This is a genomic window from Endozoicomonas sp. Z74, assembly GCF_057680865.1.
Genome location: NZ_JBLYZI010000002.1, coordinates 102620 through 118032 on the forward strand (window position 1 = coordinate 102620; position 15413 = coordinate 118032).

Annotated in this window: 12 protein-coding genes; 4 read left to right on the top strand and 8 right to left on the bottom strand. The window is 52.0% G+C overall.

From position 1 onward, the window contains the following. Positions 1-25: 25 nt before the first annotated feature. The 4 genes from ACNRUY_RS00870 (at position 26) to ACNRUY_RS00885 (ending at position 4777) form a co-directional block, all read left to right on the top strand. On the top strand, positions 26-1315 hold the full coding sequence (locus ACNRUY_RS00870; RefSeq protein WP_488109747.1) for a YeaH/YhbH family protein: 1290 nt from the start codon (positions 26-28) through the stop codon (positions 1313-1315). Continuing rightward, positions 1302-2882 (top strand): SpoVR family protein, encoded by a 1581-nt coding sequence (locus tag ACNRUY_RS00875; protein ID WP_488109748.1) that lies wholly within the window; start codon positions 1302-1304, stop codon positions 2880-2882. Before ACNRUY_RS00870 ends, ACNRUY_RS00875 begins: the two co-directional genes overlap by 14 nt. Before the next feature lie 479 nt (positions 2883-3361). Then, complete coding sequence (locus ACNRUY_RS00880; protein ID WP_488109749.1) at positions 3362-3673, top strand: cold shock domain-containing protein; 312 nt, start codon at positions 3362-3364, stop codon at positions 3671-3673. Positions 3674-3934: 261 nt separating this feature from the next. Next, a complete protein-coding gene (locus ACNRUY_RS00885) occupies positions 3935-4777 on the top strand; it encodes a DUF2726 domain-containing protein (protein WP_488109750.1) in 843 nt (280 codons plus the stop codon). A gap of 25 nt (positions 4778-4802) precedes the next feature. Here ACNRUY_RS00885 and ACNRUY_RS00890 read toward each other — a convergent pair whose 3' ends face one another. From ACNRUY_RS00890 to glgC, 8 genes are all read right to left on the bottom strand, one after another. Then, on the bottom strand, positions 4803-4967 hold the full coding sequence (locus tag ACNRUY_RS00890; RefSeq protein WP_488109751.1) for a hypothetical protein: 165 nt from the start codon (positions 4965-4967) through the stop codon (positions 4803-4805). Then, the gene (locus ACNRUY_RS00895; RefSeq protein ID WP_488109752.1) at positions 4964-5710 is read right to left on the bottom strand and encodes a fumarate reductase iron-sulfur subunit; all 747 of its coding nucleotides are present in this window, start codon (positions 5708-5710) and stop codon (positions 4964-4966) included. The genes ACNRUY_RS00890 and ACNRUY_RS00895 overlap by 4 nt, the downstream gene beginning before the upstream one ends. A gap of 48 nt (positions 5711-5758) precedes the next feature. After that, complete coding sequence (locus tag ACNRUY_RS00900) at positions 5759-7729, bottom strand: fumarate reductase flavoprotein subunit (RefSeq protein WP_488109753.1); 1971 nt, start codon at positions 7727-7729, stop codon at positions 5759-5761. A 194-nt stretch (positions 7730-7923) separates the two neighbouring features. Continuing rightward, complete coding sequence (locus ACNRUY_RS00905) at positions 7924-8694, bottom strand: succinate dehydrogenase/fumarate reductase transmembrane subunit (protein ID WP_488109754.1); 771 nt, start codon at positions 8692-8694, stop codon at positions 7924-7926. A gap of 1077 nt (positions 8695-9771) precedes the next feature. Next, positions 9772-10221 carry an imm11 family protein gene (locus tag ACNRUY_RS00910; protein ID WP_488109755.1) on the bottom strand — a complete coding sequence of 150 codons (450 nt, stop codon included), beginning with the start codon at positions 10219-10221 and terminating at the stop codon, positions 9772-9774. A 218-nt stretch (positions 10222-10439) separates the two neighbouring features. After that, positions 10440-12659 (bottom strand): 1,4-alpha-glucan branching protein GlgB, encoded by a 2220-nt coding sequence (gene glgB, locus ACNRUY_RS00915; RefSeq protein WP_488109756.1) that lies wholly within the window; start codon positions 12657-12659, stop codon positions 10440-10442. A 5-nt stretch (positions 12660-12664) separates the two neighbouring features. Next, entirely contained in the window at positions 12665-14179 is a 1515-nt protein-coding gene (locus tag ACNRUY_RS00920) for a glycogen synthase (protein WP_488109757.1), read from the bottom strand. Then, positions 14169-15392, bottom strand: coding sequence for a glucose-1-phosphate adenylyltransferase (glgC, locus tag ACNRUY_RS00925; RefSeq protein ID WP_488109758.1), 1224 nt, complete (start codon positions 15390-15392; stop codon positions 14169-14171). The genes ACNRUY_RS00920 and glgC overlap by 11 nt, the downstream gene beginning before the upstream one ends. Positions 15393-15413: the final 21 nt, after the last annotated feature.

Genomic DNA, 15413 nt, shown 5'->3' on the forward strand with positions numbered 1-15413 from the left:
ACAATAATCATCGGGAGAGCGTCTTATGAGCCTAATCATCGACCGACGCCTCAATGGGAAAAAGAAAAGCACGGTCAACCGACAGCGCTTTCTGAGGCGTTATCGCAGCCTGGTTAAAGAGGCTGTTCAGGATGCCGTTGATCAGCGCTCCATTACCGACGTTGAGAGCGGCAGCGACATCACTATCCCAAAGAAGGACTTGAACGAGCCCTTCTTTCACCATGGCCAGGGAGGACACCACGGCCATGTTCACCCAGGAAATAAAGAATACAACAGCGGCGACCGTATCCAGCGCCCACCCGGTGGCGGTGGTCAGGGGAGTGGTGACGGTCAGGCCAGCGACAGCGGCGAAGGTGCAGACGAGTTTGTTTTCCAGATCAACAGGGACGAGTTCCTGGAATACCTGTTTGATGACCTGGAGCTGCCAAACCTGGTCAGAAAAGAGCTGAAAGACAGCACCGACTACAAACTCAAGCGGGCCGGATTCACCAGTGCCGGTTCCCCGGACCGGTTGAACGTGGTGCGTTCACTGCGAGCTGCCCATGCCCGGCGCATCGCTTTGTCTGGCAAAGACCGCCGGGTGATCCGCACCCTCAAGCGGGAACTTCGCGAGATGGAAGTGAGCCCGGAGGAAGTGGATCAGCAGCAGGCGCGCCGGATTCGCGAAGAGATCAATGTGCTCAATAAAAAGCTGAAACGACTGCCGTTTATTGATGACTTCGATCTCAAGTTCAACAACCTGGCCAAAGTACCCCAGCCTTCCAGTAAGGCCGTCATGTTCTGTGTAATGGACGTATCCGGCTCCATGACCCGTGACATCAAGGACATGGCCAAACGTTTCTTCCTGCTGCTGTATCTGTTTCTGGAAAGAAACTACGAAGCCGTGGAAGTGGTCTTTATCCGCCACCACAGTGAGGCCAGGGAGTGTGACGAGAACGATTTCTTCTATGCCCGGGAAACCGGTGGCACCGTGGTTTCCACGGCCCTGAAGCTGTCCGATGAGATCATTCAGGATCGATACTCCCCCAGTGAGTGGAACATCTACATTGCCCAGGCTTCTGACGGCGATAACTGGGAAGCGGATTCCAGCAAATGCCGGGATATCATCCTGCAGAAACTCCTGCCGGTCTGTCAGTACTACTCCTATGTAGAGATCACCGACCGTCACCACCAGAATCTCTGGTATGAATACAAGAGTATCGAGCAGGAGCATCCGGGTCACTTTGCCATGCAGCAGATCCGCAGCTACGGGGACATCTACCCAACCTTCCGACGCTTATTTGAGAAAAAGGAGGGAAGTCATGCTGGAAGCTGAAACCAGACAGCCCCTTTCTGATGGGGACATTGAAAAACAAAAAGGCAAAAGGAAGCAGCCGCTCTCCACAGACTCGGAGTGGACCTTTGAGCTGCTGGAAATATACGACAGGGAATTTTCCCGCCTGGCGGACAAGTTCCGGCTGGACACCTACCCCAACCAGATAGAGGTCATCAGTTCTGAGCAGATGCTGGATGCTTACTCTTCAGTAGGCATGCCCCTGATGTACAACCACTGGAGTTATGGCAAAAGCTTCCTGAGCAATCAGCAGAATTACCAGCGCGGCCGCATGGGGCTGGCCTACGAGATTGTTATTAACTCAGACCCCTGCATTGCCTACCTGATGGAAGAGAACACCATGCCCATGCAGGCACTGGTGATTGCCCACGCCTGTTATGGCCATAACTCGTTCTTCAAGGGCAACTATCTGTTCCGGCAGTGGACCGATGCCAGCTCCATCATCGACTACCTGCTGTTTGCCAAGAACTACGTGGCCCAGTGTGAGGAAAAATACGGCATTACCGCCGTAGAGGAATTGATGGATGCTTGCCACGCCCTGATGAACCAGGGGGTGAATCGCTATGTCCGGCCGAAACCCATGTCGGCGGAGCAGGAAAAGGCCATGGCCCAGGAGCGGGAAGAGTATATCCAGAGAAACCTGAACGACCTCTGGCGTACCATCCCGGTTCGGGAAAGTGAGCAGGAAAAGCAGGAAGTACGCTTCCCGAAAGACCCGGAAGAAAACCTGCTCTACTTCATCGAAAAGAACGCCCCTCTACTGGAAACCTGGCAACGGGAGATCATCCGGATTGTCCGCAAGGTCGCCCAGTATTTTTATCCCCAACGCCAGACCCAGGTGATGAACGAAGGCTGGGCTTCGTTCTGGCATTACCACCTGATGCATGAAATGTACGATGAAGGCCTGATCACCGAAGGCTTTATCATGGAATTTCTCCACTCCCACTCCAGCGTGGTGTTCCAGCCGGACTTTGATGACCCCAGGTACAGCGGCATCAACCCCTATACCCTGGGCTTCAATATCTTCCGGGATATCCGCCGGATCTGTGAAGAACCCACCGATGAAGACCGCGAGTGGTTCCCGGACCTGGCCGGAACAGACTGGCTGGATGCGGTTCACTTTGCCATGCGCAACTTCAAGGATGAAGGGTTTATCCTGCAGTACCTTTCTCCCAAAGTGATGCGGGATATGCGGCTGTTCAGCATTGATGACAATGACATCAATCCCTATCTGGAGATTGACGCCATTCATGACGACAGTGGCTACCGGCAGCTCAGGGAGAACCTGGCGGCCCAATACAACCTGGGCAACCGGGAACCCAATATCCAGGTGTACAATGTGGACATCCGGGGTGACCGCTCATTGACGTTGCGCCATTACATGCACCGTGGCAGACCTCTGGAGGCTGACAGTACCACCGAAATCATCAAACATGTCCGCAGGCTCTGGGGCTTTGATGTGCGGCTGGAGTCCGTTGACGAAGAAAACAGCATCAAGGATATGTTCACCCTGCCGGTGGAAGAGAAAAAACAGGAAAAGGCTTCCTGAGCCCTGTAGGCTCTTTGTTACAAGCTACTCTGTTACAGGCTCACTCCACGGTGAGCCTGCCTCTTCACACCCCCTCTGCAACTGTTTAAATGGTTCGCCCGGCCTGCACGACATAAGACATATGTGATACAGCTTTAAACAGCCATGAGCGGAAAATGCCGCTTACTCTGAACCCTGAAAATAACTGAGGAGCCATGCAACGGCATTTTTATCTAAAGAATACATCCCTGGCAGTATATAAAGCGGTGCCAGGGCTGTTATAAAGGCTATTGATAGTGTTATATTGTAAATTCCCTTTGCCGGTAACCTGATGGGTTGACCCGCTTGATCAGGGCATAATGGAAGGGAGAAGTGGCAAGGATGGCACTTTTGTTAATAAGAAAGTTTATGAACCAACAAAAAAACACCAAAAATAAAACAACAAGGGTTGCAGTTTCCCAGCAGTTCCGTCAATGTAATATTTGAAGGATATAAGCTGTATGGAAGCGACCAAGAAGGAAATGGAAGCTATGCTGGTAGGTACAGTCAAGTGGTTTAATAACCCGAAGGGATATGGATTTATCCAGGCTCAGGAAGCCACTGAAAATCAAGACGTTCTCATTCACTACTCCGTCATTGACATGGAAGGGTTCAAAACCCTGAAAGCCGGTCAGGTGGTCAGCTTTGAGATTGGCCATGGCCCCAAAGGGCTGATCGCCACCAAGGTGATTCCCGACAATGGCAATGGCACAGCCGCTTCAGGCAATAACCAGGACACCTCAGCTACCCAGGAAGAATCACTTCCTGCGTAGGGCTGTTTGCCAGCAGACAGTTTGCATGGATGCATAGCCCGGATAAGGGATACCGGGCAAACACGTATTCTTTACTGTCGCTGCAAACCGCTATTATGAGGCGCTGGGCTGACAACCGGGCCGTTTCCGGCAATGGCTGGAAATGATTCGGTATGAAGTGCTTTTTCGTGATCTGATTCACTGATCCAATAGAAAGCGGTATTGTCTGTGCCCGTTTATTGTTGTCATGGGCACACAGTGCATTTCTCCTGTGCATTTCTTGTGAAAAGAGAGTACGAAAGGAGAGGCATTGGCTGGAATGCCGTTGATTCGAAGTCGATCGGAATAAAGAGCAGTTCTTCAGTGTTTCAGGAAAGCCTTCCATTACTTATTGGCGCCTCAGCCTTACTGATCATCTCCCTGGCGGTACTCGCCTGGCTGGCTTTCGGCCCGCTCAAGGTTGCCACTAACCGGCCGCTGCTTGAACCGGATACCCGGGCTTTTCTTGGCCAGCTGGACATTGCCGTTCGCAGCCACCTGGCGATTTTCCCATCCCTCCCCATCAGAGATGTGCTCAAAGCCGGCCGCTTCAGCCGATCTGCCGTTATCCTGCGTATGGCCGGGATCCAGCAATTTGACTTTGTTCTTTACCACCGGCGGAAAATGGAAGTTCGGTGCGTCATCAAACTGATCCCCTATGGTTCCAGCCATAACTCAAGGGCCATCCAAACCTTGAGAAGACTCTGCGAGGCGGCTGAACTGCCCCTGCTGGAGTATGAAATGAAGCCCTATCGGGATGTCCCACAGTTGCGAAGAACGGTGCTGGCCACCTGTGGCATTGAAGAACTGGAGATTCCCGACGATGAGATGCAGGGCTCCCGTAAAGTGGTGTCCGAGCTGACCGTTGAAGATGCGGTTTTGCCCAGGACGGCTGGGGCACAACATTCTGATGTTACCAACGATGAACTTATGCAGGAACCTGCAGAAACCTGCCCCAAATGCCACTCAGCCATGACCCTGAGAACCCTGAAAAAAGGGCCTTATGCCGGTCAGCACTGCTGGGTGTGCAGCAGTTATCCTCAGTGCAAGGGAGCCCGGCGGGTTATCGCAGAAATGCCATTATGACCGGTTACAGTAACTCACAAGAGATTCACCTGTAATAACCCCAGGCTGGCCAGAAGCTTCTCTCTCCTGACACTTCTGGCAACTCCTTGCCAAATCGATTTTCCCGGAAACCAAACAACAAAGGCTTTATCCCCCCTGCTGCCGCTTCACACCCCCCTAAACGCTCATTGACAAAAATGTGTTGGCTCACCCGGATGGCTGCTGATGCCCTCTCAAGGCCAGCTTTCGACGCAAGTAGGCAATTTGCTGCATATGGGGCAAATCTTTTGGACAATTATCCTGACAGCCGAGCAAGGTCATACAACCAAATACGCCGTCCTGATTGCCCAGCACATGATAAAAATCTTCCACCTCACGGGCATCACGGCTGTCGAGGGCAAACCGGGCGATTTTCATCATGCCAACGGCCCCTACAAATGAATCCCGCATCTGTTTTGTCGCACAAGCCGACACACAAATACCGCACTCAACACAACGCTCAATTTCATACAGCCTCTCCGCTTCCTCCGGGTCCATCGGTGCTTCCATCCGATGAATATCCACATCGTCAGACCCGGGCTGTAACCACAACTCAAGCCGCTCTGCCAGCTCCCGCATAAACTGACCGGTATTCACTGACAGATCACCGATCAACTCAAACCCGGGCAAAGGCATAAGCGTAATTTCACCCTCCGGAAACTTGCTGGTAAGAGTACGACAAGCCAGCGTTGGCAGACCATTAATGACCATGGCACAGCTTCCACAAATGCCGGCCCGACAGACAAAATCAAACTGCAAAGAGGCATCCTGCTGCTCCCTGATCATATTCAGGGCAATAAACACCGTCATTCCCGGCGCTTCTTCAATCTGATAGCTGACCATACACGGTTGACCACCGGGTTCCTGGGGGTCATAGCGGAAAACAGTCAATGTTAAGATACGGCCCTGACTCATTGGATTCGTGCTCCAGGCTGATTCTGCGGCTGGTGATGTTTAACCCGGTTATCCTGCATCATGCAAACGCTCATTCTTGTCTTTTAGTGACTCGGGTACTTCAAAGGGCATCAAGGCATGCTGTTGCTCGTGCCGATCTGCATGCTCACCCAACCCCCTCAGTATTTCAGTGATTTGCCGTTCCCGCTTTTCCGTATCCGGGTGGGCAATAGCATTATCCTCACCGTAGCCCCGATAACCGGGAGGCAGCTCCATCTTCATCACATCCAGGGATTCGTACTCAAGAGTGGGCACTGTCGCACTGGAGTCAGGCCAACTTGCCAGGGTCCGGTTCAGCCACTCCTTATCATTACGCTGCGGATAATCTTCACGGGCATGGGCTCCCCGGCTCTCAGTACGGGCAAGAGCACCACTGGCGACGGTGAGAGCCACCTTTAACATACGTTTCACCCGCAAGGCTTCCACCAGCTCTGGATTGGCATGACGCTTCTTGCAGGTAACACCCATGTTCCGGGCACGCAACAGGAGCGCCTGCAACTCCTCCACAGCCTTTTCAAGCTCTGGCCCGTTGCGGAATATCCCCACATAACTCATCATGGTTTGCTGCATGGCCGCTTTGACTTCAAAGGCTGACTCAGAGCCACCGCCCTCTATCAGCTCATCAATTTCCTCCCTCAGCCGGTCAACAAACGTCTCCACCAGGGCAGTATTGATTTCCAGAGTATTTTCCTCACAGAAATCAGCTACGTACTTACCAACGATCATGCCGCCAACAACGGTTTCTGCCAATGAGTTCCCCCCCAGACGATTAAAACCGTGCATATCCCAGCATGCCGCTTCACCCACACTGAACAACCCTTTCAAATGCGGACTCTGCCCCGTCGCATCGGTGCGAATGCCTCCCATGGAATAATGCTGGGTTGGCCGCACAGGAATCCACTCTTCAGCAGGATCAATCCCCAGGAAGTTTTCACAGATCTCTTTGACTTCACGGAGGTTGGTATTGATGTGCTTACGGCCCAGCAAGGTAATATCCAGCCACAAATGAGGTCCATACCGGCTATCGACTCCCTTGCCTTTGCGCATATGTTCGGTCATTCGCCGGGACACTACATCCCGGGAAGCCAGCTCTTTTTTCTCAGGTTCATAGTCCGGCATAAAGCGGTGCCCCTCCTTGTCACGGAGCAGGCCTCCATCCCCACGGCAACCTTCAGTGGTCAATATCCCTACGGGCACAATCGCTGTTGGATGGAACTGGACGGCCTCCATATTGCCCAACCTGACAACACCAGTTTCCAGGGCCATTGCCTGCCCGATTCCTTCACACACCACTGCATTGGTGGATACTGAATAGATCCGGCCATACCCTCCCGTTGCAATGGTGGTTGCCCTGGCAAGATAAGCCCGGAGTTCACCGGTAATCAGGCAGCGGGCCACAACACCATGGCACCTTTTGCCATCATGAATCAGTGACAGCGCCTCAACACGCTCGTGAACAGGAATATCCAGAGAAATGGCTTTATTGTCCGCCGCATACAGCAACGAATGACCGGTACCATCTGAGGTATAACAGGTGCGCCACTTTTTGGTACCACCAAAATCACGGGCATTAATCAAACCATGGGCCTCTTCAGCCTCTTCTATGGTGACCCTTTCGGCATTCACCACCACCTGACGGGGACCTTTCTTTATCCGCGTCCAGGGCACCCCCCAACCCGCCAGTTCGCGAACCGCTTTGGGTGCGCAGTGGGCAAACATACGAACCACTTCCTGGTCACATCCCCAGTCAGATCCTTTTACGGTGTCATGAAAATGAACATCTTCATCATCCCCCCGCCCTTTAGCGGTATGACCAAGACTCGCCTGCATTCCCCCCTGGGCCGCTGAAGAGTGAGAGCGCTTGGCAGGAATCAGGGACAGCACAACCGTGTCCAGGCCATGCTCCTTTGAAGCAATGCCAACCCTGAGCCCCGCAAGCCCGGCACCCACAACCAGGGAATCGGTGTATATCAGTTTCACACGTACTCCTAGCGCTAACCGGGTAGTTTATAAATCTTCCTGGTGTCTTCTCAGACATCACAGTGGAAGTGCTTATAAAAAACCGGGTTACAGTCTGTTTTATTTTTTCTATGAATAGGCCGCTATTCCTGGCTTTTAGTTCATTTTCATCGCCAGATTACAAGCAACAACCCCAACACCTAACCATTCAGCTATCAACCTGCATAGGGCATAAAGGCGAATAAAGAAGCCATACCAAGCCCCGAAAATACCACCCCAAACGTAATCATCACTTTCTTTAAACACGCCCGGTTCTTCACTGCTTTATTCATTCCCCACTTCATGGCGACCCGGTAAATGCCTATGGCAGCATGAAGTTGCCCACAAAGCAGCAATGGCACATACATAATCCACCCGGCCTCATTCCAGACTCTGTTTGCACTGCCCTCAGGACCAATGATTTGCGGCGCACTGCCAATCAGCCAAAGATGGATAGGAAGCAAAATAAAGAGGCCAATACCGGTAATCACCTGCCAGAGCCATAAGCGGGTATCTTTGTGTTTGATTACAGCCATCTGCTTTTTAAGTGTCCGCTGTTGAGCCAGGTTCAGTGGTATCTTGTGTATTACCACCCAGGCGTGCAAAAGCGTCAGAATGGCAATACCAAGAGCCACCAAACTCACCACCCAGGGGAATCCACGACCCTCTTCACTTAAAAAGCTCAACTTCATAGTCTTTGCAACAAAGACCATCTCCTCTTCACCCAGCTTTATAGACGACACAAGCATCGTATGAAGCCACAAAAAAAGGGCTAGAATAACACCTGACACACTTTGCCCTACATCCAGCCAACCACTCACATTTTTCTTATAAATTAATAACATACTGATCAAATCCTGTCTGATATAGCACACCTTTTTTACTATGATTTTTACCCCGTAAAACCCGCAGGCACTGAAAAGCACTAACCCGATGAAAACAATCATCGGCCATCCAGTTAACCAGAGGGGTTTCTACTCATCCCTGAATTCTCATACCTGTTAAACTCTGAGAATACTGAAGACGAGCGTAAAAAAAGAAAGGACGGTGTCGATCAAGTCTTGAACAACAACTCTACTTACCAACTTGAATATCTGAAATTGGTTTATACATCTCCCAGCATCAGTTTTTTATAACATATCCTATTTAAAACGATAATTTTATAACAGGATAGCCTTACTTTTTAAATCGTGAAAACAAGTAAATCACTGAAAATACAAAACCCAGAAAAAACATCAAGTACTGCCAAGCCAGGTATAGCAGTAGAGCAGGGATGGCGATTAAAACTGAACACACAGAGTGTACAATATTTGCTCTACCGATTTTATTCAATCCCTCAAAAAATAATAACTTCATGATCAAACCTTTATCCTGATCAATAGCCCATCAAATGAAAAAAGAAGCAATACGTATCAAGAAAGGGGCAAATTCAGAATCAAGAAAACTATTTTTGACCGATTTAATATCGTTAAAACGGTTCCCAATGAGCCTGGGCTTCCTTGAAAGACAAGACATCAAATCAGCACAGGATACATCGCAGCATGCAATTACGAGCCAGGGCCATTAAGTGTAAACTGCATTCTTGTGTCTTAAGGGCATGACATCTGCAAACGGTTTGGTCTGCAGGAATGCACAGAACTTTTATTGAATACCTTTCCTAACGAAACCTCTCCCTGATCCTGGTTAAAGTTGCTATTTATCTATCAAGTACTGCTTCAGGCTATGGACAGTAGCATACAACCAGAGCATGATAATTTGACATAGATCACTACTGTTATACTTTGTGATCCTGCGAAACCCAGTGTTATTTTCAATACCCTCATCGCTTCTGGATGTGCACCCTTGAACGGTACGCTGGTCTATTTTCCTGTTAAGACCACGCTTTACCGAGCCTCCACCCTTTCATACGGTGTTGCTTGATAAAATCCCCTGACAGGTCTGAACAAAAAAATAGTATTCATTTGTTTGTTCAGACCCCGCCAAAAGTGCCGGTTAGCCACCCGATTCTGGTGCATCATGATAGGTCAGCGTTCACCGTCATTGTCTCGAAATGAAAAATGGCTTGCTTTTCCTGCCTCCAGGCCAAAGCCGCTTAAAAAACGGGTGCGGTCATAATTCAGGGTATCCGCAAAATGGTGTACGCAATGGTAGTAATAGCATCCGTGGTGATTGCCCCTCTGATCAAGAACATCCACAGGGATAAAACTGTGAAGTTCCGGTTCCAGTGCCTCTATTTGATTTTTCAAGGCCTCATTGATCAATGCTTTACCTGGATTACCTATCATATCCGGAGGGCTCAACTGGCCCCGCTCCAGTACCACTGTCGCCGTTTTGGGGAACCGGCGAACCATGGCTTCCGGCAACGGTTCAGGGGAGGAGGTATAGTGCACAAGTTGTCTCGTGCGCCAGGGTGGGTCGAATGTCACCTTTACGACTTCCCCTGGACGGATGGAACCAGAAACATAATAGGGCATTTTTTCCTCCTTGAACGAAACCGGTCAGAAAACAGGTCCGATAATCAGCCCATACCGGTATATGCATAGGCATGAAAAAACAAAGCCATCGAGTTTTCAATAACTTATTCGGCCTTTCGGGCTCTACCGCCTTGCTGACAGCATGGGAACGGGAAAAATGAGAGATAAAAAAAGCAGAGACTCTCAATGAAAGTCCCTGCCAATGTTAAAGCGTTGCGTTACTCGCTGGCCAGAATCACTGTGGCCAGGGGAGGAAGAGTCAGCGACAAACTGCATGGCTGACCGTGCATGGCAATGTCATCCGCCTGCAGTGCGTCACCCGTTCTGACCCCGCTGCCACCAAAGCGTTTATCATCGGTATTCAACAGCTCCTGGTAGGCTCCTGCCGCCGGAACCCCGATGCGGTAATCATGACGAACAACAGGCGTCAGGTTACACACAACATGCACTGCCCTTCCCTCTTCATCATAACGCCGGAAAGCCAGTACACTCTGACTGCTGTCGTCCCCTACGGTCCAGGCAAAGCCTTCAGGATCTATATCTTTCTGATACAGCGCTGGAAGGTTTCGATGCAACTGGTTCAGCCCTTTTACCAGCGTCTGAACACCGGCATTCAGACTCTTTTTGCCATCAGAGTCACCGTCCAGCAGATGCCAGTCCAGGGACCCATTCTGGTTCCACTCCCTGTCGGTTCCCAGCTCTCCGCCCATAAACAGCAGTTTTTTACCAGGGTGTGCGTACATAAAGGCAAGATAGGCCCTGAGGCTGGCAAACTTCTGCCACTCATCCCCCGGCATGCGGGTCAGCAGCGTTCCCTTCCCATGGACCACCTCATCATGGGACAGAGGCAGAATAAACTGCTCACTCCAGGCGTACACCGTACTGAACGTGATCTGGTTATGGTGATAGGGGCGATGCACCGGATCCTGCTTCATGTACTCCAGAGAGTCATTCATCCAGCCCATGTTCCACTTGAAGTCAAAGCCCAGACCACCTTCACTCACCGGGCGGGTGACTCCGGGCCAGCTGGTGGATTCCTCGGCAATGGTCATGACATCCGGGAATCTCCGGTGCACGGCGTCATTAAACTTTTGCAGGAAGGCCACTGCCTCAAGATTTTCATTGCCCCCATGAACATTGGGCTCCCACTCTCCGTCGTTACGGGAGTAGTCCAGGTACAACATGGAGGCCACAGCGTCCACCCGAAGACCATCAATATGGTATTCATCCAGCCAGTAAAGGGCGTTGCTGACCAGGAAGTCCTGAACCCAGGGTTTGCCAAAGTCATAGATGCAGGTCTGCCAGTCCGGGTGCCAGCCCCGGCGGGGGTCCGGATGTTCAAACAGGCAACTACCGTCAAAATTCACCAGACCATGGTCGTCACTGGGGAAGTGAGCGGGAACCCAGTCCAGGATCACGCCAATCCCCGCCTGGTGACACTGATCCACAAACACCCTGAAATCGTCCGGACCGCCGTAACGGCTGCTGGGAGCAAACAACCCCACGGGCTGATAACCCCATGAGTCAAACAGGGGGTGCTCAGAGACAGGCAACAGTTCAATATGAGTGAAACCCATCTCCCGAACGTAGGGAATCAGCTCCCCGGCCAGCTCACGGAACGATAAAAAGCCATCATCGTCTTTTCGGCGCCAGGAACCGGCATGAACCTCATAGATGGACATGGGCTGATTACCGGGCTGAAGCTCACGCCTGACTGTCATCCACTGTTCATCCCCCCACGGGAAGGTCTCGTCAGCCTGGGAACCCTTTTGAACAACAGAGGCAAGCCCCGGCCACTGTTCTATGTGTCGGGCAAAAGGGTCGGTTTTCAGGGGCAGGTGCTGGCCCTGCTGGTCACGAACGGAATATTTATACGGGTCGCCGGGTTTCAGTCCAGGGACAAATAGCCGCCAGATACCATCGTCGGCACTGGCCATGGGGTGCAGTCGGTCATCCCAGCCATTAAAGCTGCCCACCACATGAACGGCCCTGGCATTGGGCGCATACACCTTGAACAACACTCCCTCAATACGCCTCCGGGTATTCACAGCATGTGACATCACCTGGGCGCCGAGGTGTTGATAAAGGCTTTCCGAGTCAATATCCCCCTGTGTCAGGGTGTACTGACCAAACTGGTAGGGATCAAACAGCGTAAAACAGTGTCCATTCTCCCAGTGAACCACCAGCTGATATAAAAACGGTTTACGCCGTCTGGTTAAGTGCAGCTCATGGACACCATCCGGCCTTTTTTCCATGGTTCCCAGCATTTTTCCGGACACATAATCCAGGACATCCACCGCCACTGCGTCTGGTCGCCACGCCCTGACCACAAGGCCCTTGCCGGTGGGGTGGGAGTGAAGACCCAGTGTACTGAACGGGGTGGCACAAACACCCGCCTCCAGATCAGAGGCAGGAAAAGAGGTTACAGCTATATTCATGACATTTATTTCGAACGGTAGACTTCGATGTACTGTCGGGCCGACTGCTCCCAGGTAAAAGACAGGGCCATGGCATTATCGATCAGTTGATTCAGGAGTGCTTTATCCTGGTAAACAGACAGTGTCTTCAACAGGCAGTTCTGCAGGGCTTCCGGTTCCGGTGGGTCGAACATAAACCCGGTAGCCAGTTTCTTCTGTGACTCACTTTTTCCAGGCTTACCTTGCACTGAACCCGATTGTAGAGAGTCCGAAACCGGACCATCTCCGCAATCATAACCCACCACAGTATCCACCAGGCCCCCAACCGCCCTGACAACAGGCAGCGTGCCGTATTTCATACTGTACATCTGGTTCAGGCCACAGGGTTCAAACAGCGACGGCATCAGAAAGAAATCGGAGCCCGCCTCAATCAAGTGGGCCATGGCATTATCGTAGGCCTGAACAAAGCGACACCGGTCCGGGAAAGCCTGCACCAGCTGATTAAGCGCTTCAGCAATGGCGGGATCCCCGGAACCCTGGAGAACCACCTGGACATCACTTCCCTGCAGAAACGACCACAACGCGGGCACTAGATACGCAAACCCTTTCTGCTCTGTGAGACGGCTGACCAGACCATAAACCGGTCGGTCTGCAGAAACCGGCAGATGAACCCTTTCCTGCAGCACCCGCTTGCAGACCACCTTGCCGGACCGGTTCTCCGGGGAATAATGTTCCGGCAATAAGGAGTCACGGGCCGGGTCCCAGTGCTGGTAATCACAGCCATTGAGAATCCCGGAAAAATCCCGGGCACGCCTGCGGATGCTGTCCACCAGCCCGTGGGAACCCAGGTCTGTCAGCAGCTCCCGGGCGTAATTCGGGCTCACGGTCGTCACCTTGTCCGCAAAGGCAATGCCCCCCTTGAGGAGATTGATCTGGCCATAGTCTTCAAAGCAGCCAGGGTGAAAACTCTCACGGTCAATGCCCAGCCAGTCCAGCAGCCCGGCGTCGGTGTGCTGTTGATAGGCCCCGTTATGGATGGTCAGCACGGAACGGGTATCCGCAAAAAACGGATTACCGGCTTCCAGGGTTTTCAGGTAATAAGGGAGCATGGCCGATGGCCAGTCGTGGCCATGAATAATATCCGGTTTGAACCCCAAAATCTGGCATGATTCCAGGGCAGCCCTACAGAAAAAGGCAAAACGCTGGGTGTTGTCTCCAAACCCTTCGCCGTTATGGGTATAAAGGCCGCTGCGATCATAGTACCGGTTATGCTCAATCAGGTAGACAGGGACACCGTCAAACTCCCCCTGCCGAACCGCAAAACCAAGACACTCCTCCCCCATCATCACCTGGCCGACACCAACGACATCCGTAGCAAGCTCAGACAAAGCCTGGCGGTAAGCGGGCATAACCACCCGCACATCATGCCCCATCCGACGCATCCAGGGGCCCAGAGCGCCAGCAACATCAGCCAGCCCTCCGGTTTTAACAATGCCCGCCAGCTCGGAAACCGCAAAAAGAACGTTTAAATCAGAAGCCAACTTTCGCTCCTCTGGGAATGACAACCAGGCCCGAGTCAGTGACTTTGAAGCGTTTCAGATCCTCTTCTCTATCCACCCCGATCTGGACTCCCGGAGCAATTTCAACCCGCTTGTCAATGATGGCCCGACGAACCACAGCTCCGGCACCGATGCGGGCATTTGGCAGAATCACCGCGTCTGATACCCGGGCTTTGTCGCCAATGTAGACGTTGTAACCGACAATACTGCGATCCAGGTAGGCATCGTTAAACACTGAGCCCACCCCCACCATGGAGTTATTGATCTGACCTTCCCGGTGCTCACGGTCATAGGCAATGAGTGCCGGTGGATAAGGTGGAATGTAGGTCCGGATGGGCCATTCCTGATTGTGAAGGTTAATGGGAGGGTGGCTGGACAACAGATCCATATTGGCCTCCCAGTAAGAGTCAATGGTGCCGACATCGCGCCAGTAACCGTTATTAATGCCGCCCGGTACCGTATTACGGGAGAAGTCATACACCATGACTTTCGCCCGGGGGTAGAGAGAAGGAATGATGTTCTTGCCAAAGTCATGGGCTGACTGACCGTTGGCATTATCATCCAGCAGTTCTCTCACCAGGCACTCTCTGGTGAACACATAGTTCCCCATGGATGCCAGAACATAGCCCGGGTTACCGGGAATGGTTTTGACATTTTCCCTGGGCTTTTCGGCAAACCCAACCATACGTCCATTGTCATCAATTTCGATCACGCCGAAGTGATGAGCCTGGTCCACAGGCACGGGAATGGCTGCCACGGTGAGATCCGCATCGTTGTTTTCGTGATACTGAACCATATCCCTTACATCCATGGTGTAAATATGGTCCCCCCCAAACACACACACGAGATCCGGATTATGAGACTCGATATGGTTCAGGTTTTGATAAACCGCATCCGCGGTGCCCTGGTACCAGTCGCTCCCGGTGTTCATCTGGGCAGGCAGGGTGTCAATAAACTTGTCCGCCAACCCGGCAATCCGCCAGCAGCGCTGCAGGTGCTTGCTGAGTGAATGGGACTTGAACTGGGTAATCAGATAGATCTTGTGCAGATCCGAATTGATAAAGTTGCTCAACACAAAATCAATGATCCGGTATTGCCCGCCAAAAGGCACCGCAGGCTTGGCTCTCATACCGGTGAGCGGAGCCAGCCGGGAGCCCTCTCCCCCGGCCAGAATCATGGATAGTACCGATGCCATGGTTTTACTTCCTGAAAAAAG